The organism is Shewanella sp. ULN5 (genome assembly GCF_030731885.1).
GTDB classification, from domain to species: Bacteria; Pseudomonadota; Gammaproteobacteria; order Enterobacterales; family Shewanellaceae; genus Shewanella; species Shewanella holmiensis.
Genome location: NZ_JAPJEE010000001.1, coordinates 283,344 through 307,530, shown reverse-complemented (window position 1 = coordinate 307,530; position 24,187 = coordinate 283,344). Strand labels below are relative to the sequence as shown.

The following is a 24,187-nucleotide window of genomic DNA, read 5'->3' as shown; positions in this document are numbered from 1 at the left end:
TGGCTTTAAATTCTTACCTTAAGCGAAGCGTTCTGTTATCCGTAAACGAGCTTGCTATCGTTGGTCTCAGCTTAAGGTCGCTGACCGTTCAGCTCTTCTCTTAGCTTGGAGCTGTAAGCGAAGCGTTCTGTAAGAGAGCTTGCGAGCGTTCCGTCAACCGTATTCGAATACTTAAATAATGAGATAAGATTTAAATGTCTATAGAAGTTACAAAATACCAGCAAGATGTTACATTTCCCCAGCAAGTTGCTGACGATGAAATAGACCTTCGCGAGTTATTCTCTGTCATCTGGCAAGGCAAGTGGCTCATCATTGCCATTACTGCAGTATTCGCCATTGGCTCAGTGCTTTTTGCCATTAGCCAGCCTAATACCTACAAATCAGAAGCGTTATTAGCGCCTGCAGATACAGAACAAGGCGGTGGTGGTTTAGCTGCGCTAGCTGGGCAGTTTGGTGGTTTAGCTTCAATGGCCGGTATTAACCTTGGCGGTAAAAGTGGCGTGGATAAAACCCAAATGGCCATCGAGGTGATGAAGTCACGCCAATTTACAAGCACCTTTATTCAACAACATAATCTTTTACCTGATTTGATGGCCATTAAAAGCTGGAACATGGCTGAAAACACAATCAGTTATGATGATGAAATATACCTTGTCAATGACAATAAATGGATCCGCGAGGTACAAGCCCCCTTTAAGCCTGAACCTTCAATGCAAGAAGCCTTTAAAGTGTTCAGTCAAAAGGTTGCTGTAAGTACCGACAAAGAAACCGGTATGGTGAAAATATCTGTCGAGCACTTATCGCCATTTATCGCTCAGCAGTGGGTTAACTGGTTAATTCAAGACATCAACAAAGTCATGAAAGAACGTGATGTTGCAGAAGCCATAAAAAGCACCGCGTTTTTAGAAAGTAAAATCGAACAAACAAACGTAGCCGATATCCGCTCAATTCTTTACAAGTTAATCGAAGAGCAAGCTAAAACCATTATGTTTGCCGAAGTACGTGAAGAATATGTCTTTAAAACAATTGACCCAGCATTAGTACCAGAAGAAAAAGCCGGCCCTAAACGCGCGCTAATATGTGTATTAGGCACCATGTTAGGCGGCATGTTAGCGGTGATGTTGGTATTAATCAGACATTTTGTAAGAAAAGAAGATTAATATTTTGCAGAACCTAGAATCCCCGGTAATAGCATTCGAGGACGGGGCTAAAATCTGTAAGCGCAGCGTTCCGTAAACGTAGTGTTCAGTAAACTGTTAACAAATATGATTTTTATAGCCTATTGGGACTGTTTTAAGACAAAAAGCAGAAAAACAGCCAAACCCTAGGTTTATAAGGGATACCGCTTACTTAGACATAAGTGCGACTGTCTCAAAATGGATTAAAAGTGTCTCAGCTTGGTTCTACAGGCTGAGATTGAAAAGTGTGATTATTCAATTCCTCATCCAGAGGGAATACTCAAATCAGGTCGGATCTAATGACAAAAAAGAAAGTACTTACGGTATTTGGTACCAGACCGGAAGCAATTAAAATGGCTCCATTGGTTCATGCTTTAGCATCGGATGAGCGCTTTGAAGCAAAATGTTGCGTCACTGCTCAGCACCGTGAAATGCTTGATCAAGTCCTTGAACTATTTGAGATCACACCTGACTATGATCTGAACTTGATGAAATCGGGTCAGACATTAAATGACGTAACAGCTAAAATCATTCAGCAATTGAAACCTGTACTAGAAGAATTTAAACCAGATGTTGTGCTTGTGCACGGTGATACAGCTACCACATTTGCGGCAAGTCTTGCAGCTTATTACGAGCAGATCCCTGTTGGGCACGTAGAAGCAGGTCTGCGTACTGGTAATATTTATTCGCCTTGGCCAGAAGAAGGTAATCGCCGCTTAACCGGCGCCTTAACGAAGTTCCATTTTGCTCCTACTGAAACATCTAAGCTAAATCTGCTTAAAGAGAATTTTAACCCTGTTGATATCACTGTCACAGGTAATACCGTTATCGATGCATTGTTAATGGTTAAAGATAAAATTCAAAACGATGAAGACTTAAAGCGAACGCTTGCATCACAGTTTCCATTCTTAGATGAAGATAAGAAGTTAATTCTTGTTACAGGACACCGACGAGAGAGTTTTGGCGGTGGTTTCGAACGTATTTGCGAAGCTTTAGCGATAACAGCAAAAGCGCATCCAGATACGCAGATTTTATACCCAATGCACCTAAACCCAAATGTTCGTGAACCGGTAAATCGTATCTTGGCTGAAATCGAGAATATTTACCTCATTGAGCCGCAGCAGTACCTTCCATTTATCTATTTAATGATGCGTTCAAACATAATTCTAACAGATTCTGGTGGTATTCAAGAAGAAGCCCCTTCTTTAGGCAAACCAGTTCTAGTTATGCGTGATACCACTGAGCGACCTGAGGCTGTTGAAGCTGAAACGGTAAAACTAGTTGGAACCGATGTTAACGTCATCGTGGATAACTTGAATATTTTATTGACCAACGACGAAGCATACAAAAAGATGAGCTTTGCTCATAATCCTTATGGCGATGGTCACGCGTGCCAAAGAATTTTAAATTTTATAGGTTAAATTGAACAGATGAAAATATTACTAACAGGTGGTGCAGGGTTTATCGGCTCTGCAGTAGTGCGACATATCATTAATAATACAAAAGATAGTGTTATCAATGTCGACAAATTAACCTATGCAGGTAACTTAGAGTCATTAGCAAGCATCGATTCTAGTGAACGTTATGTTTTCGAAAAAGTTGATATTTGTGACCGCGCTGAATTAGACAGAGTCTTCTCAAAGTACAAACCTGACGCTGTGATGCATTTGGCAGCAGAGTCCCACGTAGATCGCTCAATCACGGGGCCTGCAGATTTCATCCAGACTAATATCATCGGCACTTATACGCTTCTTGAAGCGACAAGAGCGTATTGGAACACATTATCTGAAGATGCTAAGAAAGTATTTCGTTTCCATCATATTTCTACCGATGAAGTCTATGGCGATTTACCACATCCGGATGATATTGAAGATGGTATAGAGCCATCAACGGGTAAAGAGTCTTCAGCGAATAATGAGCCTTCAGCCAATAAATCGCTACCTTTATTTACCGAAACGACATCATACGAACCCTCAAGCCCTTACTCTGCATCTAAGGCTAGTTCTGACCATCTTGTTCGCGCTTGGCTAAGAACTTATGGCTTACCAACAATAGTAACAAACTGCTCTAATAATTATGGTCCATATCACTTTCCTGAAAAACTGATCCCATTGGTTATTTTAAATGCATTAGAAGGAAAGCCATTACCTATATATGGTAAAGGTGATCAAATTCGCGATTGGCTATATGTTGAAGATCACGCTAGGGCACTATATAAAGTTGTGACTGAAGGTGTTGTTGGTGAAACCTACAACATTGGTGGTCATAACGAAAAGCAGAACTTAGAAGTCGTTCAAACTATTTGCTCAATTTTGGATTCTTTAGTGCCAAAAGAAACTCAGTACAAAGAGCAAATAACCTATGTTACAGATAGACCAGGCCACGACAGACGTTACGCAATTGATTCAAGTAAAATGCAGCGTGAGTTAGGTTGGACGCCAGTAGAGACGTTTGAAACAGGCCTTAAAAAGACTATTCAATGGTATTTAACTAACCAAGAATGGTGTCAACACGTACAAGATGGTAGTTATCAGCGAGAACGTCTAGGTGTAGAGTCATCGACTACGAAGGAAGAAGCGTAATGAAAGGTATTGTATTAGCCGGTGGCAGCGGCACTCGTTTATATCCATTGACTCGAGGTGTATCAAAACAGCTTCTTCCAATTTATGATAAACCTATGGTGTTTTATCCAATCTCTACTTTAATGTTGGCTGGCATTAAAGATATTTTAATTATTACAACTCCTGAAGATATTGCAGGCTTTAAGCGATTATTGGGCGACGGCTCTGATTTTGGCATCAACCTAGAGTATGCTGTTCAACCAAGTCCTGATGGCTTAGCACAAGCGTTTATCATTGGTGAAGAGTTTATTGGTGATGATAGCGTTTGTTTAGTACTAGGCGATAACATTTTCTATGGTCAGTCTTTTTCAAATACTTTAAAAAGTGCCGCTTCGCGTGAATCAGGAGCCACTGTGTTTGGCTACCAAGTGAAAGACCCCGAGCGTTTTGGTGTGGTTGAGTTCGATCAAGATATGAAAGCTGTATCTATCGAAGAGAAACCTGAGACACCAAAATCAAACTACGCCGTTACAGGTCTTTATTTCTACGATAACCGCGTTGTTGAAATGGCAAAACAAGTTAAACCTTCTCATCGCGGTGAACTTGAAATTACCACTTTAAATGAAATGTACCTTAATGATGGCTTATTGAACGTAGAATTATTAGGTCGTGGCTTTGCTTGGTTAGATACAGGCACTCATGAAAGTCTTCATGAAGCTTCTTCTTTTGTTCAAACCATTGAAAATGTTCAAGGCTTAAAAGTGGCTTGCTTAGAAGAAATTGCATGGCGAAATGGTTGGTTAAGCGATAAGCAAGTGTTATCCCTTGCCAAGCCTATGATGAAGAATGAGTACGGTCAGTATTTAACTCGGTTAGTGGGCGAAAACCAAAAAAAGGCTACGAGTTAATGCGTGTTTTGATTACGGGATGTAATGGACAAGTTGGTTGTAGCCTTACAGAGCAACTAACTAAGGATACTAATGTAGAAGTGTTAGCGCTTGATAGAGACCGCCTTGATATTACTGATCAAGATGCCGTAAATGCTACGGTGGTTGAATTTCAACCTACTGTCATTATTAATGCAGCGGCGTATACCGCAGTTGATAAAGCTGAAGAGGAAATAGAGCTTTCTTATGCAATTAACCGTGACGGCCCCAAATACCTAGCACTAGCTGCACAAGGTGTTGGAGCCACCATACTCCATATATCAACGGATTATGTCTTTGAAGGCAATAAAAATAGTGACTATGTAGAAACTGACTCTACTAATCCACAAGGTATTTATGGTGATAGTAAGCTTGCAGGAGAAGTTGCCGTAGCAGAAGCTTGTGACAAACATATTATTCTTCGTACAGCATGGGTTTTTGGCGAAAATGGCAATAATTTTGTAAAAACTATGCTACGTATAGGCACAACTCATGATGCATTAGGAATTGTTGGTGACCAATTTGGTGGGCCTACATACGCAGGTGATATTGCTAACGCGTTAATTCAAATCGCTAATGACATCACCCAAGGTGATACTGTTGAGTACGGCATATATCATTACTCAGGTTTACCTCATGTGAGTTGGTATGAGTTTGCTCAGATTATTTTTGATAAAGCACTTGAGCAAGGTGTTATCAAGACAAAACCAAACTTAAGCAGTATTGAAACGTCGCAATACCCAACCCCTGCAAAACGACCAAGTAACTCATGCTTAAATACCGATAAGATCAATAATGTATTTTCAATTGAAGCTAGTGACTGGAAATTAGCATTAGATAATATTCATGCATATACAGGATAATAATATGAAAGTGATAAATACTAGTATTCCTGATGTAAAAATTATAGAGCCAAGTGTGTTTGGTGATGAACGCGGATTCTTTATGGAAACTTGGAATCAAAAGAGATTTGAAGAGTTAGTTACAGGCAAACCTACACAATTTGTGCAAGACAACCATTCAAAATCCAAGAAAGGGATTTTGCGTGGTTTACATTACCAGAGTGAAAATACTCAAGGGAAACTAGTTCGTGTAGTTTCTGGAGAGGTATTTGATGTGGCGGTTGATATTCGAAAGGGATCTCCAACATTCGGACAGTGGGTTGGGGAGTATTTGTCTGCTGAGAATAAAAGACAATTATGGGTACCAGAAGGATTTGCTCATGGATTTTATGTTACAAGTGATGAAGCTGAATTCGTTTATAAGTGCACAGATTATTATAATCCGAACGCAGAAATTAGCATTGCATGGAATGATGTTGATATAGGTATTAAGTGGCCCTTTAATAATATACCATTCTTGTCTGAAAAAGACGAAAGCGGTTTAAGTTTCAAAAGCTTGAAGGGGGTCTAGTGGATATAAAATTTATACAATTTCAAAGTCATGGTGATGAAAGAGGTTCTTTAGTCTCCCTTGAAGGTCATAAAAATATGCCTTTTACCATTAAGCGAGTGTATTATATATTTGACACTAAAGAAAAAGTAAGGCGTGGTTTTCACGCGCATAAACAACTCAAGCAGTTGGCCATTGTGCTTAAAGGATCTTGTCGTTTTTTGTTAGATGATGGAAAAGAAAAAATAGAACTATTACTGGATAACCCATCGCAAGGGCTATTTATTGAATCATTTGTTTGGCGTGAAATGTATGATTTTTCAGAAGACTGCGTTTTACTTGTTTTAGCTGATTCATTTTATGACGAATCAGACTATATTCGCGATTATCAAGAATTCATAGAGATGGCTACTCATGATTCATAATTTATCTGACGTACAATCAAATAACATAGGCGAAGGTACTAATATTTGGCAGTTTTGTGTGGTATTACCGCAGGCTGTGATTGGCGTTGACTGTAACATTTGTTCTCATTGCTTGATTGAAAATGATGTAAAAATTGGAAATCAGGTCACGATTAAAAGCGGTGTTCAAATTTGGGACGGAATTGAAATTGAAGATAAGGTTTTTATTGGGCCGAATGTCACATTCACAAATGATAAATCCCCTCGCTCAAAGGAATACCCAGAAGTATTTTTAAAAACGGTTATAAAAAGTAATGCCTCAATTGGTGCTAATGCAACGATACTACCAGGAATCACCATTGGTGAATATGCCATGGTAGGTGCGGGAGCAATAGTTACCAAAGATGTTAAACCTCACACCACAGTAGTTGGTAATCCAGCAAAAGAAATAAATAAATGATCCCTTTCTTAGATTTAAAAGCAATAAATGAGCAATATCAAACAGAACTAAAAGAGGCCTGCAGTCGAGTCATAGACTCAGGCTGGTACATAATGGGTAAAGAGTTAGCTTCATTTGAGGAAGAGTTTGCCGAATACTGTGGTAGTAAGCATTCAATTGGCGTTGCAAATGGACTTGATGCTTTAATTCTTACACTTCGAGCATGGATAGAACTGGGAAAAATAAAAGAGGGTGATGAAGTAATAGTACCAGCCAATACTTATATAGCTTCAATCCTTGCAATTTCTGCGAATAGGCTAACTCCAGTATTAGTCGAACCAGATCCTGAAACTTTTAATTTAACCGCTGATGGAATAGCTAAAAGTATTACAGCTAAAACAAAAGTGATTTTACCTGTCCATCTATATGGACAAATTTCACCAATGAAAGAAATCATGCAATTAGCTAAAAAGCATAGTTTGCTGGTATTAGAGGATTGTGCACAAGCACATGGTGCAATGATCGATGGGAAAAAGGCTGGCTCTTGGGGAGATGTCGGAGCATTTAGTTTTTACCCAGGGAAAAATCTTGGTGCTTTAGGGGACGCTGGAGCAATTACAACTGATAGTGACGAATTGTACCGTGTTATAAGTGCATTACGTAATTATGGATCTCATGAGAAATACAAAAATGATTTTAAAGGCGTTAATAGCCGATTAGATGAAATTCAAGCGGCCATGTTAAGGGTTAAACTTATTCATTTAGAATCGGTTACAGTACGTCGTCAGGAAATTGCTAAACGTTACCGTGATGAAATTAAAAACCCATTCATTAAATTGCCATACGTTGATACCGAAGCTGGACATGTTTGGCATCTTTTTGTAGTTTGCTCAGAAGAGCGTGAAGAACTGCAAAATTGGCTTGCTGAATATGATGTACAAACATTGATTCATTATCCTATTCCTCCCCACAAACAGCAAGCTTACAGCGATTGGAATAAGCAATCAAAGCCAATCACTGAGATGATTCATCGACAGATACTTTCCTTACCACTTGACCCTACCATGAGTGAGTCTAATATTGATACCGTTATTGAATTGGTCAATAACTTTAAAATGTAAGTTTAGGTAGAGCTATAAAGATTATGTCCTTTATAGTAAAGGCATCATCTTTATTTTGCCATTTTCGGGTATAAAATAATGATTATCAGAGTTGGCTTTATGTTTTTACTCTGTAAATAGTAATATTTTAACGGGCAGGCCTTGTTACAATTAAAGGTTATTTGATTTTTAAAGGAATCCTCATTAATTTTAGTCCTTCAAGGCTCGTAGGTAAATGATGATTATTGACCTCCTAATCTTTACGGCTTGTTGTGGTAGATTATGCTGGTGTTACGCGCTGTGTATATAAAGTTGGAGTGTATAATTTGATAAAAAGAATAAAAAAAAGAATTCGGTCATATGAAGAAAGTAACCTTATTCTTTATTGTTTAATTTTTCGCCTATGGGAAAGGCCATATTATTTAGGTGTGGATTTTTTAATTTGTTACTTATACTCTTTATTTATTTCTTATAAACTCTTCGGAGTTTCATTTGTCCCTAAAGTATTTTTTAAATCAACTGTTTTTAGAGTCGTGATCAAAAAATCAAAAGACTGTATTATAACTTCAAAAACAAAAATACCTTTTGTTTTTGAATCATTTAATTATGGTGTTGAAAGAACTGTTTTTGTTTTTTCGAAAAACTCAAAAGTTAATATAGATAACAGTTTCTATATTGGAAATGGTTGCATCATTAATGTAGGTGAAAACTCCAAGTTATCATTATCTGGCAGTAAATGTAACCGCTTATCTGGAATAACATCTGATAGTAAAATAATCTGTTGCGATGATATAAAAATAGGAGAAGGGACAATTATATCTTGGGGTTGCTATATTACCGACTCTAATAATCATAAAATAAATGGTAAATTAGTAAATAAACCTGTTTCTATTGGAGGCAATGTTTGGATTAGTGAGGGGTGTACGATCGCTCCAGGTGCAGTGATAAAGGAAGGTACAATTGTAGGCGCAAAGTCATATGTAAATGGTGATTTCCCTAGCAATGTTTTGCTTGTTGGTTGTCCTGCTGTAATAAAGAAAGCTAATATAAGTTGGCAACGGTAGCGTCAATCTAAATGTTTTAACTACCTGAGTAGTCATAAATTTGAACGAAAGTCAAAGCTGCACTTTCATTATTAAAGTGAAAAAAAATGGTAACTAGAAAAAAAGTTGAATGTGACTTTGTAAACTTCAAGGAGTACGCGAAGTTAGCATTCAAAAGAGCTAAGTATGATGAAGCGTGTAAATTAATTAAAACAGCAAGTAAAATAGCATATCATTTCAACTTTAAATATTCAGATAAAGAACTTGACGGACTGATAAAAGAGTTGTCTATTAAAAATATAATTAAAGGTAACTTTAATGGACAATTGGGGAAATATGTATTTTATGATAGCTTTGGTTACGATAATAGAGGGTTGACACAGCAATATATAAAGGCTCTTAAAAAATGGGATGTGGATTTTCTTTATATTCTTGAAAGTGAAAATAGTCAATGTTGTAATATAATACAAGAGCTGAATGAACACGAAAAGGCAGAAATACTTGTTTTGCCGAGTTTCGAAAGTTATATAGCAAAATCACAATTAATTTATGAGAAAATTAGTCAATATAATCCAGAAAAAATCTTTATGCATCTCGCTCCATGGAGTGTGGAAGCTCTAATAGCAATGCATGCCATAGCTGGACCTAAGAAGTATTTGATAGATCTAACAGATCATGCTTTCTGGCTTGGTGCAGACGTTGCTGAATATTATATAAGCTTTAGAGGTTACGGTGAGTTTATCTCTAATGAATTTCGAGGCATAAGTGCCGATAAAATAATGCGTCAGCCTTATTACCCAATTATAAATAACGATGAGTTTAAAGGTTTTGATTTTGATACTGATGATAAAACAATTATATTTACTGGTGGTACTTACTATAAAATGTATGGAGAAGGAAATACATTTTTAAATATAATAGTAAGGATTTGTAAGGAAAACCCTAATGCCATTGTTCTGATTGCTGGTTCAGGCGAACCTTCTCCAATAAATAAAATCATTAGAGACAATAACCTCCAAGATAAGGTTTATTTGATTGGTAATCGAAGTGATATATCAAGTGTATTTAAAAACATTGATATATACTTAAATACATATCCTATTATTGGGGGCTTGATGAGTCAGTATGCAGTGTCTCATAATAAGCCTCTAATAGGTTATACATCTAAAAATATACCTTGTAATGTAACAGAAGGCCTTTTTGTTAACGTTACAAATCGACAGATTGGATTTACATATTATGATCTTGATGATTTACATCATGAAATAAATAGGTTAATTTCATGCAAAACATACAGAGTTAATAAGGCTAATGAATGTTTTGACATAATACCTACTGAGGAAGAGTTTTTTATTGAACTTAAGAATAATGTAGAGAATTCAAAAGTGATTGGTAGTGTAGAAAAAATTGACGATTTTGATATTGAAAAGTTCTCAAGCTTATATTTTGATATGGAAAATAATTATATAAAATCATATGACAGGGTTAAGTTGTCAGAAATGAAATTATTATACTTCAAGTACAATTTCTTAGATGCTTTAGGAAGCAGTTTGAAAATCATAATGAGCAAGGTTTTAAAATGAAACATATCGCAAAAAAAATAATCAGTTTAATATTATTTCCATTTAACCACTTGTTTTATACACTGTATATATTTCTTTTTGGTGTTAAAGCTGATAGAAGTAAACAGTATTATATATCAGTTTGTTCGATATTTAAGAATGAATCCATTTATCTCAGAGAGTGGATTGAATATAACTTGGTAGTCGGAGTTGAACATTTTTATCTATACAACAATTTTTCTGACGATGATTATCACTCAGTTTTAAAGCCATACATAGATAATGGTATAGTTACATTGACAGATTGGCCTGTTGAGCAGGGACAAATATCAGCTTATAAAGATTGTATCAAGAGGTTCGCACCGGAATCAGCCTGGATATCGTTTCTAGATATTGATGAGTTTATTGTGCCAAAGCAACATAATGATTTACATTCATTCCTACATGAATATCAAAAATATCCTTCAATTCATATTCCTTGGAAGATGTTTGGAACTAGCGGTAAACTAGATGCATGTAAAGATAAATTGGTCTGCGAACAATATATTGTATGTTGGGAAGGGGTCTATGAACATAAATGTATAGTTAACACATCATATGGAATCAGTAATTTAAATCATCATCAAATTAGTTCGACTGACTCAAAAGTAAATATTCCTGGTGTCGACCAGAATAAAATCTTTAACATGCTTGGCCTTTATGCAAAAGATAGTGCAAAAAAAATCCAAATAAATCATTATTGGTCAAAATCTTACGATGAATATTTATACAAGTCAGGAAAAGGGGATGTTTATCATAAGATTAGTACATATAATCAAGAACGTTTTTACTTCAGTGAGCACAAAAACACATCAGTTGATTATTCAATATATAAGTACTTAATTAAGCTTAAGCTTGCTATCAAGGGTTTAGATAGCGATGCATGAAGAGAAAACAAGTTATAAAACTATAATAAAATCAATAAGTATTATAGGCGGAGCCCAAGTGCTAAATATACTTTTTAGTATCATTAGAACAAAAGCTGTCGCAATTTTTGTTGGTCCGGCAGGCGTGGGCCTGCTGGGTATGCTTCAATCACTTATAGATCTTATTAGAACAGTTTGTAGTTTAGGGTTGAATTTTAGTTCAATTAAAGAAATTGCTTTAGCAAAGGCTGGTTCAGAACCTGAGAAATTAACTGCTATTCTTTCGTCTTTACGAATATGGACTATTGTTACAGGTACTTTTGGTTTTTTAGTTCTGCTCTTTGGAAGTAACTACTTAAGTCTATTGACCTTTGGTAATAATGAATATGATTTTCATGTTATGTTATTGTCCATTGCTGTCTTATTTGGAACCTTATCTGCCAGTCAGTTAGCAATAATTCAAGGTTTACAAGAAATAAAGTACATGGCACAGTGCCAGTTAATTACAGGATTCTTTGTAACGATTTTGTCTATACCTGTTTATTACTTCTTTCAAGAAGATGGTATTGCTTTCTCTTTAATACTAATTTCAATAACAAGTTACGCTATCGGTAAGTTATTTCTAAATAAGTTAAATGTTGTTTTTAGTCACCAACTTTCTTTGATGTCCCAACTGTTACCCGGTCTTGATATGATCAAGCTCGGGTTATTCATGACTATTAATACACTCATCAGTCTTCTTTCACTGTATTTTTTAAGGGGGTATATTGCTGATGTCAGCGATATGGTATCAGTTGGTGTCTTTCAAGCGTCGTATGCAATAGCAACTACTTACCTTGGCCTAGTTCTTAGTTCTATGCTGACTGATTTTTTCCCTAGATTAAGTTCGCATAGCCAAAATAATAGATTAGTTAATCAAAGCACTAATGAACAAGGAATGTTAACTCTAATTATTGGCGCACCTGTCGTTTGCATTCTTTTGGTTTTTTCGGCTCCAATTGTTAATGCTTTATATTCCTCGGAATTTCTTGGAGCTACAGAGCTATTACAATGGAGATTGTATAGCACTATGTTTACGCTAATCTCTTGGCCTGTTGGGGTTATCTTATTAGCTAAAGGGAAAGGGCACTTATCTATGATTCATGATATTTCTTTTAATATTGTATATATTGGCTTCTGTATATACTTATGGGATATATTTGGTCTCATGGCAACATCATATGCCTGTATTCCTGCGGTTATTTTATCTATGATAATTCTTTTCTTCTTTACAAATAGGCTAACGGGATTTCACTATAATATGCGATATTTAAAGCTAGCGGTGTGTTATATGCTTTTAATAACTATCATCATGTATGGTTTTTTTTCTAACGTGACATCTGTAGTTAGCTGGATTTTAATCATATTACCTTTGTTGTTAACTGTTAGCATTTCAATTTACAAGTTTAATCAAATATTTAATATTGCAGATGTTCTGCGAAGTAAATGGAGGCGGTGATGATTAGTAAATTAACTTTAGTCGTTAAGTTATTTAGAGGATCTTATTGTTTTAAAAAATCGCCATTTTGTCGAGAATCAAGAATTTTCATTGATAATAACCCGAAGGTTATAAACCCAACTCGAATTGTTGTCAAAGGCACTATAAGCTGTGGACGTAATGCATGGATACATGCTATCACACAATATTTTGAATATGATTATGAACCGACAATTGAATTTGGTGATTCATTTTCTTGTGGCAATGACTTTCATTTAGCAGCAACAAATCGAATAATTATTGGCAGTAACGTGCTTATAGGTAGTTACGTTCTAATTTCTGACCATTCTCATGGTATCTATGATGGTGTCGAGGAGGTCTCAGTTCCTCTATCTAATCCTGTTTTTCGACAATTATCTATCGGTCATATTAGTATTGGTGATAACGTTTGGATTGGTGATTCCGTGAAGATACTAGGGAATGTCAGTATTGGAAGTGGGTCGATAATTGGTGCTGGTTCTATCGTTGTTAAAGACGTACCTTCTAATTCTATTGTATGCGGTGTTCCGGCTAGAGTTGTAAAAGTATGGTGTGAATTAACTGGCACATGGGTCAGGTGTTAACTGTGTACTTATTGTTTCAATCTATTCCGAGGAGAGGTCAGTGTTTCGTGATTTGTTAAGAAGTCTTTATTGGTGTTTACCTATTAAAAGTAAACAGAAAAGATGGTTTTTAGATTCAATCCGTTCGAAAGGTTTTTTTTATACATTAATTCCTATGAAAAGGAGAATGTCTGATACCAATTCTGATATTTACAGTTCTTATACTAAACAAGTTCTAGATTCAGCAAGAATGAAAAGTAATTCTTTTGAAAAAGACTTTTTAGACCAAGACACAATTGACTCAAATGTAGTCAAACCAATCGCATATTATTTAACTCAGTTTCATCCCAATGAAAAAAATGACGAATGGTGGGGCAAAGGAATTACTGAATGGAATAATGTATTTCGTGGTGTACCTCAATATTTAGGTCATTACCAACCCACAATCCCCGGTGAATTAGGAGCCTATGATCTTCGTTTGAAATCAAATATGGCTAGACAAATAGAGCTAGCGTCTAAGAGTGGTATAGAAGGCTTTGCATTCTATTTTTACTGGTTTAATGGAGATCGACTACTTGAAAAACCATTCGACCTATTTCTTGAAAGTACTGATTTAAAGATCGATTTTATGATCTGCTGGGCAAATGAATCGTGGACTAGACGGTTTGACGGTGCAAGTTCAGAAGTTCTTATGGGATTCAAAGGCGATTTTGATTCAAATAAAGATTTTATTGATGATAATGCGAGTATATTTACAGATAAGCGTTATATGAAATCCGACGGGAAATGTGTTATTCAGATATACCGACCTTCTAACTTTGATAATGTTAAAGAGCTGATATCTCATTGGCGACTAAGGGCTAAAGAATTATTCGGTGAAGTTCATTTTATGGCCGTCTCATTTGGTAGCGATTATAAGGAGGATTGGATCAGCCATGGCTTCGATTCAATTAGTGACTTTCAGCCCGGTAGTATGATGAGTTATCGGGATTATGAGAAAATCAATAAAAAACTAGATATTGTAAATGAAGACTTCGTTGGCACTATTTATGATTATGCAGATATAGCTGCTGATGCACCTTTTAGACAAGGTGTATATCCCGCTGTAATGCCATCGTGGGATAATAGCGCGCGCAGGGTGGACAGTGGTTTGATTTTTCACAATTCAACTCCAGAATTATACGGGGATTGGCTTGATTCCGCTTGTAGAAACGTATTGGTTGACGATTCTTTAAATGAAAACTTTGTTTTTTTGAATGCATGGAATGAGTGGGGAGAAGGAGCATACTTAGAGCCAGATAAGAAGTTTGGATATGCTTACCTTAATACTACAAGAAGGGTTGTTGGGCAAATTAATCTGGAGTTTGAATAATATTATCTAATTATTCATACTTACTATCCTGCCTATATTAGTTCAGAGCTTTATTTACTGATACACATTTCGGTGAGTTTATGTTTCAATATTTTAGTCGTTCAAAAGATTTGCCGTTTGTGTTTTTAGGTTCTTTATTGCTCAGCCTTGTAGCATACCCTACTCTTTATGAAACCTATACGACACTACCGTTTGAGGGAACGTACGGTAGCGATGCATTTCATTATTATCAAAGTGCATACTCTGCAGCTTTCTTAGGGACTGATTGTACAGCTGATTTAGCACCGCTTCATGTTTGTTTTTATAGTAATATTCTATATTTTTTTCAAAACGCCAAATTTATAGCTTTGATTATATCATTTATCGTAATTTACTCGTTTACCACTTGGTTGATATATATTACTACAGGCCGTTTAATTAGTTTTTTGTCAATAAATCAAAATGTAACATTCAGTAACAGTTATAGATTTTATTTGTTACTGTTGTTGTATAACCCAATAATCGCATGGACTTTGATTAGGGGGATTAAAGAAACATTTGTTTTCTTATGTTTTGCTTTATGGTTCTACGGTGTGGTTAAATGGCTGGAAGGCAGGTACGTTATAGCATTTATGTTTGTTGTTTTGTCTTCTGTTCTTTCTGAATATCTAAAACCGCTTGGTAGTATTTTTATCTTTCTACCATTTATATTATTTATCTTGTTTAAATTTATCGAAAGATCTTTTTACAGGAAGTTATTGGTTATTTCTGGTAGTATAATTTTGTTTATGTTTTTTCTGGTTATTTTTAATTCATATATAACTCAAATTTCTGCGCATCAAGATATATATTTGAAACAATCATCAGGTTCTGTAAATATATTCTCTTATTTGTCTGCTCCGCTAAGGTTTATACTTGGTCCTGGTGTGATTGGCCCTTTTAGACAATTATTATACGGCGACGTTTTTATAGTATCTACAAAGGTCGCTGATTGGCTAATATTTATAGGCGGGATAATTTGGTACGGTTCAATTTTTAAGGTTTTTTTCGGAAAGTTTGGTGTTTTTTTTAATTTTAATAAAAATTTATTCTATGTTCTTTTTCTAGTGTCTTTAGTTGGTCTTTTCTATGTAGGCGTCTATTCATTTGCATACTTAGGTCAAGCAGATACACGACATAGAGCGGTTGTATATGTGGCCTTGGCCCCAGCAATGGCCATTATTATGTCTGTTAGGTCAATTGCTAAACGGAAAAGTGGAAGGGGTTATGAGCGATAAAAAATTATTAGTTGTTAGTTCTAGGGATGTTTTTTCACCTGGTGGTGAAAGGAACTTGATGGAAAATAAGGCATTAGGCTTAAGGGAATTAGGTTGGGATGTTGCTTATGTTTCATTAAGACTTAAAGGGAAAGGTGTTTTACAAGATGATTTCAAATATCGTTTTGTTATAAATGAAACTTTGGTTTGGGGAATGTTAAATATAAAGTTGATTTTAAATGTTATTTCTCGAGAGAAACCTGATGTTATTCAGTTTAGTGGGTTGTGGACTTATTTGTTTTACTGGATTATGATTAACAGACTTGACTTAAATAATGTAGTGGTTTCATTGGATTATCAAGGGGCATTGGACGAACTATATGAGTTCTCTTCGAAGGGAAGTCTGTTTTTTCGTAAGTTATTATTTAAATTTTTCACCTTCTTTGAGAAAAACATTTACAAGAATGTAGATGTAATTGAAGTTGTATCTTTAAATTGTAAAAAACATCTTTCTCGGCAATATGGTACGACTAAAGCAAGGTTTGCTCTTGTTCCATGTAATCTAAATACTACTCTTTCCAAAGAACAATATTTTATTAAACGTCAGTATTGGCGTTCTAAATTTAACTACTTAGATAAAGATATCGCTGCTGTATATTCTGGTGGAATTTCAAGTTGGCAGTGTATAGATGATGTTATTTTGTTTTTCAACAATAGTAATATCAAAGGGATGATTTTCACTTCTGAAAATAATCACGCTGCGATAAAACAGCGCCTGTCCAATAGAAATGTCGTTGTAGAATGTTTGTCTCCAAAAGTTTTAGCTGATGCATTAACTGCTTTCGATTTTGGTTTGTTACCTCGTGATGAGAAGTTTACAAATTACGTTGCTTACCCAAATAAATTCGCAGAATATTACAATGCACGGTTAACTATTTTGCTGAAAAGTACTGAGATAGGGTTTTATAAAGGGTTTGAGAATTTCTGCAAGATCAATGCTTTCGGAAGTTTAGATTGCCCCCCTCGGGTAAAGATAGATGAATACAATCCTGAGATGGTAAAATTATCAAACTCAATTAATGCTTTGAATGAGTTGTATCTAAATTTTAAGTAGATTTTGTATATGAAAATATTGTACGTTGTAAACTCTTCTGCTTTTTTTTGTTCTCATTTCTTAGAGTTGGCAAAGGAAATTCAAAAAAGTGGCTTTGAAGTTACGATTCTAGCTGGCGATTGTATAAAGAAAGACTATCTAATTAGTTTGGGATTTAAATTTACTAGCTTTAATTTATCAAGGAAGGGGGTCAATCCTTTTTTTGAGTTGATTTCAGTTTTTTCTCTTTTTAGAGAGATGAATAAGATTAAACCAGATATTTTGCATTTATTTACTATTAAACCAATTGTTTATTGTGGTTTACTTACTAAGCTTTTTAGATTTAACAAAAATGTAAGGAGTGTTTATTCTGTAACAGGATTGGGTTCCGCATCTTTAGATTCATCATTAAAAGGCAGGTTTATTTGGTCTCTAATTCAAAAAGCTTATAGATTTGTTTTTTCTAACTCTTCGGTAAAAGTCGTTTTTGAAAATTCTGACGACAGGAAACTATTTATACATAATAGCCTGACTACTAAACAACAGAGTTATGTTGTTAATGGCGCAGGTGTCGACATCAAGAAGTTTTGTCCTATAGCCACTGAGATGCGTTCGGAGCTACGCGTGGTACTAGTTGCGAGGCTGTTAAAAGATAAAGGAGTTAGAGAGTACATAGAAGCAGGTAAATTACTGAATAGTTTAAATAAAAAAATCACACTCCAATTGGTAGGTGGATTTGATCCTGGCAATCCGTCAGCGATGACTGAGAGTGAAATACTAAAAGCCCATGAAAACGGATTTATTGAGTATTTAGGACAAAGAGATGATATACATATAGTGTATCAAAACGCTGATATAGCTTGTTTGCCATCTTATCGCGAAGGATTACCTAAATCGTTAATTGAGGCGGCTGCGTGTGGATTGACGATTTTAACGACAGATGTACCGGGTTGTAGGCAAATGATTTTTAATGGTGAAAATGGCTGTTTAGTAAAGCCTTACTCCGGAAAGAGCATTGCGGATGCACTAATTAAATTAAGTGATAATCCAAACGAGCTTGATAGAATGGGGAGTGTAAGTCGCGAAAAAGCTATCTCTTTATTTAGTCATTCGTCAATCATTAGCTCTTTTAAAGAACTCTATAATGTGAAAAGTGAATTAAGATGAATCAAAGTATTTTATTAACGGGAGCCAGCGGATTCATTGGTAGAACATTAGCAGGAACTTTGTGCAAACTTGCGTCTGTAAAAGTTTTAGGTCGAAAAAATCCACAATTGATTAATACTCATTTTGTAGCGGGGGATGTTTGTACAATTCGTCATCACGAGAGTACCTTTGATAATGTATCCGTCGTTATTCATTGTGCGGCTAGAGTACATATAATGAATGACAAATCTTCAGATTCGTTATGTGATTTTAGAAACGTTAATACGTTAGGAACACTAAATCTAGCAAAGCAATCCGTTGCCAATGGAGTAAAGCGTTTTATTTTTATTAGTTCAATTAAAGTTAATGGTGAGTCGACCTTAAGCGATATACCTTTTACTGGAGCTGACGCAAGAAGTCCTGAAGATTTTTATGGGCAATCTAAATCAGAAGCTGAAGAACAGTTATTGGAACTTGCCAAAGAAACTGGATTAGAAGTCGTTATCATACGACCTACATTGGTTTACGGACCTGGAGTTAAGGCTAATTTTGCTTCACTATTAAAATTAGTCTCTAAAGGCTTACCATTGCCATTTGGTTGTATCAAGGATAATAAACGCAGTTTGGTTTCAGTAAAAAATCTTGTCGATCTAATTATTACCTGTATAGACCACCCAAAAGCCGCTAATCAGGTATTTTTAGTTTCTGATGATCATGATGTATCTACTGCCTCAATGGTAAAGCATATGTCACATGCGCTTGGAAAATCGAGTAGATTATTACCCGTTCCTTTATGGTGTTATCGCTTAGTTGGTAAGTTATCAGGTAAGACTGATGTAGTTGATAGGTTATTAGGGTCTCTACAGGTTGATATATCACACACTAAGGATACGTTAGGCTGGGTACCGCCACAAACACTTGAGCAAGGTTTTAAAGAAACCGCAGAATCTTTTCTTCTCAATAAAAATAAATAGAGTATTTACATGATTCGACTAATTGATTTTTTAGCCGCCTTCTTTGGTTTATTGTTACTTTGGCCTGTTCTACTTATCGTCACAATTATTGGTATGTTTGATACCGGTTCACCAATTTTCATTCAAACTCGTGTGGGCAAAAAACAAAAGCCGTTTAAACTAATAAAGTTTCGCACCATGTCAGTTGAAACTAAGTCAGTTGCTAGCCATCTTGCCAGTAATGCATCTATCACTAAACTCGGTGCATTTTTACGTAAAACGAAGATTGATGAGTTACCTCAATTAATTAACGTCGTTAAAGGCGAAATGAGTTTAGTTGGTCCTCGTCCTAACTTATTTAATCAAGAAGAGTTGATTAAAGAACGTGATTCATTAGGTGTTTATGATGTTTTGCCTGGTGTTACAGGACTTGCCCAAGTGCAGAACATTGATATGTCTACACCAAAGCTGCTAGCAGAAACGGATAAGCAGATGATTGATACGCTGAATATCAAAAACTACTTTAAGTATATTTTGATGACGGTGACCGGTAGTGGTAGTGGTGATGCGGTAAAGTAGAACATAGTGGCCCATCTATCAGAAATGTGACGCTATGACGTTGTTTTATAAACCATAGCGTTTTTCATTTCTGTCTCAATTTTTCAATATCACCAAAAAAACTGTCTCACCCTCTTTTGGGTCAGGCATTTGAGTTCTGGTTATTTATCGCATTTTTAATGCTTTCTTTTCCAACTATCTCTGGTTTGGCATATAATGCATAAACCATAATTTGTGCAATGGTTACTTTGTTCATCTAAGGTGTATCTGGTGATCATGTCAGTATTTTAAGTTGTAATACATTATGAATTATATCAATTTGGAGCGGAAAATGGATTTTTTGCAATCATTATTTGGGCTTAAACGCTCACACAAACGCGTTGTCAGTTTGGTTATTGATTCAGTCTTTCTTTGTTTTGCTTTTTGGGCGGCATTGTTAGTTCGGGTTGATGACATTAGCGTATTAGCCGATGCGAGTTACTGGTTGTTGGTGGCCATTGTGGTGCCTTTTAGTTTAGTGGCTTTTACTAAACTTGGGTTATACCGTGCTGTGTTACGCTATATGAGCCTGCAAGCTTTAACGGCTATTTTTTTAGGCGTTGTGGTATCCACTATTACACTGGTTATTGCATCTTACTTTACTGATGCGTTACTGCCTCGTACTGTCCCCATTATTTATGCCGCTTTTGCCATTGTGTTTATTGGTGGCACCCGCGCAATAGTGCGTTCGCTTGTCGGCTCCGGCGTAAAGCGGATTGGTGAGCCAGTGATCATATACGGCGCAGGTGTGAGTGGTCGTCAGTTATTAACCTCTTTAGTGCTTAGCCACGAATATTATCCCTTCGCCTTTGTTGATGATGATGAAGCATTGCATGGCTCAGTTATTCAGGGCGTGCATGTTCATTCACCGTCAATTATTCGTAAGTTAATTAAGCAAAGAAAAGCGACCAAAGTCTTGTTAGCGATGCCAAGTGCAACAAGAGCGAAGCGTCAGGATATTCTCAATCGCCTACAATCTTTATCCGTTCAGGTGTTAACCATTCCTGCGATGTCTGACCTTGTTAATGGTACCAAGCTATACAGTGACATTAAAGAAGTTGAAATTGACGATTTGTTAGGTCGCGATTCAGTGTCACCAAGGTCAGATCTATTGTCTGCCAACATTAAAGATAAAGTGGTGATGGTGACTGGCGCCGGCGGCTCTATTGGCTCTGAACTTTGTCGTCAGATTTTAAAACAGGCACCTAAAAAGCTGGTGTTATTCGAATTGTCTGAATACTCGCTTTACGCCATCGAAAGGGAATTGAACGCCACAGCAGCGGAATTAGGTTTGAATGTTCGCATTTTTCCTATGATGGGCTCAGTGCAACGTGAGAACCGTGTTCAAGCCATTATGGAGTCTTTTGGTGTTCAGACTGTTTATCATGCAGCAGCCTATAAACATGTGCCGTTGGTTGAGCATAATGTGGTAGAAGGTGTGCGTAACAACGTGTTTGGCACCCTATATACAGCTAGAGCCGCTATAGCAGCAAAAGTTGAAACCTTTGTTTTAGTATCAACCGATAAAGCGGTTCGCCCGACCAATGTTATGGGCACTACAAAGCGTATGGCCGAATTAGTTTTACAAGCCTTTGCTAAAGAAAAGCACAGTACGCGTTTTTGCATGGTGCGATTTGGTAATGTGTTAGGCTCATCTGGCTCCGTTGTGCCTTTATTTAGAAGCCAAATTGCTAATGGCGGTCCGGTTACCGTAACACACCCTGAAATCACTCGTTTCTTTATGACCATACCAGAGGCATCCCAGCTAGTTATTCAAGCAGGGGCTATGGGCAAAGGTGGTGATGTATTTGTACTGGATATGGGAAAATCAGTAAAAATTGTTGATTTAGCGGCTAAGATGATCCGTTTGAGTGGTTTTGAAGTGCGCGATGAAACCAATCCAGAAGGCGATATTGCCATTGAGTTCAGCGGACTTCGTCCAGGTGAGAAGCTTTACGAAGAACTACTGATTGGCGATGATGTTACCGGCACTGAACACGAGCGAATCATGACAGCTAATGAGTTGCATTTAACCTGGAATGAGTACGCTAAAATTCTTGAACGTTTAGATATCGCTTGTCATAACTTCGACCATGAAGCTATACGCGACATTTTATTAAAAACACCAACCGGTTTTGCGCCTACAGATGGTATTTGTGATTTGCTGTATCAGCAAACAGAGAAAAATTTAGTGTCGCATAAGAATGTTATTAAATTAGCATAAACTTTACGCGGTTAAGCAATAAACCCGACTAAGTGTTGGGTTTATTTTTATATAGGATATTTCATGAAAGTTGTTATTCCCGTTGCCGGTCTCGGCACCCGTATGCTTCCGGCGACTAAAGCCATTCCTAAAGAAATGTTACCGATTGTAGATAAACCGCTGATCCAATATATCGTCAATGAATGTGTTGCTGCAGGTGTGAAAGAAATCGTATTAGTGACCCACGCCAGTAAAAATGCCATTGAAAACCATTTTGATAAATCGTATGAGCTTGAGTCACAACTTGAAAAGCGTGTAAAGCGTCAGTTGTTAGATGAAATTCAATCTATTTGTCCAAAAGATGTCACTATCATGCATGTGCGCCAAGGTGAAGCCAAAGGATTGGGCCATGCAGTGCTATGTGCCAAACCTTGTATTGGCAATAACCCGTTTGCTGTGGTGTTACCTGATGTGATTTTAGATGAGTATACGGCAAACCAAAAAACTGAAAATCTGGCAGCAATGATCGCTCGTTATAAAACCTCACATGCAAGCCAAATTATGGTTGCACCAGTACCAGACAGTGAAGTGAACAAATATGGTATTGCGGATTGTGATGGTGCTGATATAGCCCCAGGCGAATCTGCTAAAATTAACGCTATGGTAGAAAAGCCAGCTGTTGAAGAAGCACCGTCTAATTTAGCGGTTGTTGGTCGTTATGTATTATCGGAAAAAATCTGGCTATTACTGGCAAAAACGCCAGCTGGAGCAGGGGATGAAATTCAGCTCACCGATGCAATTGATATGCTGATTGAGCAAGACACGGTTGAAGCGTTTAATATGACCGGAAAATCACACGATTGTGGCGATAAGCTGGGTTACATGACCGCTTTTGTTGAATATGGTATACGTGATAAAAAGCTGGGCGTGGATTTTTTGAAGAATATTAAACAATTAGTTAAGGATATCTAATGGCGGTTTTGGTTACAGGCGGAGCGGGTTATATTGGTAGCCATACAATTGTTGAGCTTCTTAACTCGGGTGAAGAGGTGATTGTTTTAGACAATCTATCCAATTCGAGTGTTGAAAGTTTGGCGAGAGTGAAAAGAATTACGGGTAAAGAGGTTAAGTTTTATCAGGGTGATATTTTAGATAAGGCATTACTGACTAAGCTGTTTAGCGAAAATCAGATTGGATCAGTGATCCATTTTGCCGGTTTAAAAGCTGTGGGAGAGTCTGTGGCGCAACCTTTGCGCTATTACACCAATAATGTGACTGGCACGATTGTGCTTTGCGAAGTGATGGCTCAGTTTGATGTCAAAAATTTGGTATTTAGCTCTTCTGCGACCGTTTATGGTGATCCTGCCAGTTTACCGATTTTAGAATCATTTCCAACGTCAGCAACTAATCCTTATGGTCAATCTAAGCTAACTGTTGAACATATTTTGGCTGATTTATCGCACTCAGATCCCCTATGGAATATTGCATGCCTTCGTTATTTTAACCCAGTAGGGGCACATGAAAGTGGTTTGATTGGCGAAGACCCTAATGATATTCCAAATAATCTTATGCCTTTTATTTCGCAAGTTGCCATTGGTAAAAGAGAAAAGTTAATGGTGTTTGGTAATGACTACTCTACCCATGATGGCACTGGGGTGAGGGATTATATCCATGTTGTTGATTTGGCATTAGGGCATTTAAAAGCATTAGATAAACTAAACACGAACAGCGGATTTGTGACTTATAACCTTGGTACTGGCGTGGGTTACAGTGTGCTGGATATGGTAAAGGCATTTGAAAAAGCCTCACAGAAAGCGATTAACTATGAAATAGTTGCTCGCCGCCCTGGCGATATTGGTGCTTGTTATGCCGATCCAACTAAGGCCAAAACAGAACTGAGCTGGGAAGCAACCCATAACTTAGACGATATGGTAAACAGCAGTTGGAAATGGCAGTCAATGAATCCAAATGGATATAGTGATTAGCTATCAATTTTTTT

At 36.6% G+C, this 24,187-nt stretch carries 23 protein-coding genes; all 23 read left to right on the top strand.

The features are described from left to right. The first annotated feature begins 194 nt into the window (after positions 1-194). The 23 genes from ORI98_RS01340 to galE all read left to right on the top strand — a co-directional run bounded on the left by ORI98_RS01340 (position 195) and on the right by galE (position 24,173). A complete protein-coding gene (locus ORI98_RS01340; RefSeq protein ID WP_306133960.1) occupies positions 195-1,160 on the top strand; it encodes a Wzz/FepE/Etk N-terminal domain-containing protein in 966 nt (321 codons plus the stop codon). Positions 1,161-1,477: 317 nt separating this feature from the next. Continuing rightward, complete coding sequence (wecB, locus tag ORI98_RS01335; protein ID WP_306133959.1) at positions 1,478-2,599, top strand: non-hydrolyzing UDP-N-acetylglucosamine 2-epimerase; 1,122 nt, start codon at positions 1,478-1,480, stop codon at positions 2,597-2,599. 9 nt (positions 2,600-2,608) lie between these two features. Continuing rightward, on the top strand, positions 2,609-3,760 hold the full coding sequence (locus tag ORI98_RS01330) for a dTDP-glucose 4,6-dehydratase (RefSeq protein ID WP_306133958.1): 1,152 nt from the start codon (positions 2,609-2,611) through the stop codon (positions 3,758-3,760). After that, the gene (rfbA, locus tag ORI98_RS01325; RefSeq protein ID WP_306133957.1) at positions 3,760-4,647 is read left to right on the top strand and encodes a glucose-1-phosphate thymidylyltransferase RfbA; all 888 of its coding nucleotides are present in this window, start codon (positions 3,760-3,762) and stop codon (positions 4,645-4,647) included. The genes ORI98_RS01330 and rfbA overlap by 1 nt, the downstream gene beginning before the upstream one ends. After that, on the top strand, positions 4,647-5,528 hold the full coding sequence (gene rfbD / locus ORI98_RS01320) for a dTDP-4-dehydrorhamnose reductase (protein ID WP_306133956.1): 882 nt from the start codon (positions 4,647-4,649) through the stop codon (positions 5,526-5,528). Before rfbA ends, rfbD begins: the two co-directional genes overlap by 1 nt. Before the next feature lie 4 nt (positions 5,529-5,532). After that, positions 5,533-6,078 (top strand): dTDP-4-dehydrorhamnose 3,5-epimerase, encoded by a 546-nt coding sequence (rfbC, locus tag ORI98_RS01315; RefSeq protein WP_306133955.1) that lies wholly within the window; start codon positions 5,533-5,535, stop codon positions 6,076-6,078. Further along, the gene (locus ORI98_RS01310; protein ID WP_306133954.1) at positions 6,078-6,482 is read left to right on the top strand and encodes an FdtA/QdtA family cupin domain-containing protein; all 405 of its coding nucleotides are present in this window, start codon (positions 6,078-6,080) and stop codon (positions 6,480-6,482) included. The genes rfbC and ORI98_RS01310 overlap by 1 nt, the downstream gene beginning before the upstream one ends. Continuing rightward, complete coding sequence (locus ORI98_RS01305; protein ID WP_306133953.1) at positions 6,472-6,921, top strand: acyltransferase; 450 nt, start codon at positions 6,472-6,474, stop codon at positions 6,919-6,921. The genes ORI98_RS01310 and ORI98_RS01305 overlap by 11 nt, the downstream gene beginning before the upstream one ends. Continuing rightward, entirely contained in the window at positions 6,918-8,021 is a 1,104-nt protein-coding gene (locus tag ORI98_RS01300; protein WP_306133952.1) for a DegT/DnrJ/EryC1/StrS aminotransferase family protein, read from the top strand. Before ORI98_RS01305 ends, ORI98_RS01300 begins: the two co-directional genes overlap by 4 nt. A gap of 251 nt (positions 8,022-8,272) precedes the next feature. After that, a complete protein-coding gene (locus ORI98_RS01295; RefSeq protein ID WP_306133950.1) occupies positions 8,273-9,064 on the top strand; it encodes an acyltransferase in 792 nt (263 codons plus the stop codon). An 86-nt stretch (positions 9,065-9,150) separates the two neighbouring features. Continuing rightward, a complete protein-coding gene (locus ORI98_RS01290) occupies positions 9,151-10,626 on the top strand; it encodes a glycosyltransferase (RefSeq protein ID WP_306133949.1) in 1,476 nt (491 codons plus the stop codon). Then, positions 10,623-11,531: a glycosyltransferase family 92 protein gene (locus ORI98_RS01285; protein WP_306133948.1), complete on the top strand. Its 909-nt coding sequence runs from the start codon at positions 10,623-10,625 to the stop codon at positions 11,529-11,531. Before ORI98_RS01290 ends, ORI98_RS01285 begins: the two co-directional genes overlap by 4 nt. Then, a complete protein-coding gene (locus ORI98_RS01280) occupies positions 11,524-13,008 on the top strand; it encodes an oligosaccharide flippase family protein (RefSeq protein ID WP_306133947.1) in 1,485 nt (494 codons plus the stop codon). The genes ORI98_RS01285 and ORI98_RS01280 overlap by 8 nt, the downstream gene beginning before the upstream one ends. Then, positions 13,008-13,610 (top strand): acyltransferase, encoded by a 603-nt coding sequence (locus tag ORI98_RS01275; protein WP_306133946.1) that lies wholly within the window; start codon positions 13,008-13,010, stop codon positions 13,608-13,610. Before ORI98_RS01280 ends, ORI98_RS01275 begins: the two co-directional genes overlap by 1 nt. Before the next feature lie 40 nt (positions 13,611-13,650). Beyond that, positions 13,651-14,961, top strand: a complete 1,311-nt coding sequence (locus tag ORI98_RS01270; RefSeq protein WP_306133945.1) for a glycoside hydrolase family 99-like domain-containing protein — start codon at positions 13,651-13,653, stop codon at positions 14,959-14,961. Positions 14,962-15,041: 80 nt separating this feature from the next. Continuing rightward, positions 15,042-16,217, top strand: a complete 1,176-nt coding sequence (locus ORI98_RS01265; RefSeq protein WP_306133943.1) for a hypothetical protein — start codon at positions 15,042-15,044, stop codon at positions 16,215-16,217. Beyond that, positions 16,207-17,310 (top strand): glycosyltransferase, encoded by a 1,104-nt coding sequence (locus ORI98_RS01260; RefSeq protein WP_306133942.1) that lies wholly within the window; start codon positions 16,207-16,209, stop codon positions 17,308-17,310. The genes ORI98_RS01265 and ORI98_RS01260 overlap by 11 nt, the downstream gene beginning before the upstream one ends. Positions 17,311-17,319: 9 nt before the next feature. Further along, positions 17,320-18,456, top strand: coding sequence for a glycosyltransferase family 4 protein (locus ORI98_RS01255; protein ID WP_306133941.1), 1,137 nt, complete (start codon positions 17,320-17,322; stop codon positions 18,454-18,456). Next, the gene (locus ORI98_RS01250) at positions 18,453-19,409 is read left to right on the top strand and encodes an SDR family oxidoreductase (protein ID WP_306133940.1); all 957 of its coding nucleotides are present in this window, start codon (positions 18,453-18,455) and stop codon (positions 19,407-19,409) included. The genes ORI98_RS01255 and ORI98_RS01250 overlap by 4 nt, the downstream gene beginning before the upstream one ends. 9 nt (positions 19,410-19,418) lie before the next feature. Next, the gene (locus tag ORI98_RS01245; protein WP_306133939.1) at positions 19,419-19,967 is read left to right on the top strand and encodes a sugar transferase; all 549 of its coding nucleotides are present in this window, start codon (positions 19,419-19,421) and stop codon (positions 19,965-19,967) included. Between the two features lie 310 nt (positions 19,968-20,277). Then, positions 20,278-22,209: a nucleoside-diphosphate sugar epimerase/dehydratase gene (locus ORI98_RS01240; protein WP_306133938.1), complete on the top strand. Its 1,932-nt coding sequence runs from the start codon at positions 20,278-20,280 to the stop codon at positions 22,207-22,209. 63 nt (positions 22,210-22,272) lie between these two features. Further along, positions 22,273-23,160 (top strand): UTP--glucose-1-phosphate uridylyltransferase GalU, encoded by an 888-nt coding sequence (galU, locus tag ORI98_RS01235; RefSeq protein WP_306133937.1) that lies wholly within the window; start codon positions 22,273-22,275, stop codon positions 23,158-23,160. Beyond that, positions 23,160-24,173 carry a UDP-glucose 4-epimerase GalE gene (gene galE / locus ORI98_RS01230; RefSeq protein WP_306133936.1) on the top strand — a complete coding sequence of 338 codons (1,014 nt, stop codon included), beginning with the start codon at positions 23,160-23,162 and terminating at the stop codon, positions 24,171-24,173. Before galU ends, galE begins: the two co-directional genes overlap by 1 nt. Positions 24,174-24,187: the final 14 nt, after the last annotated feature.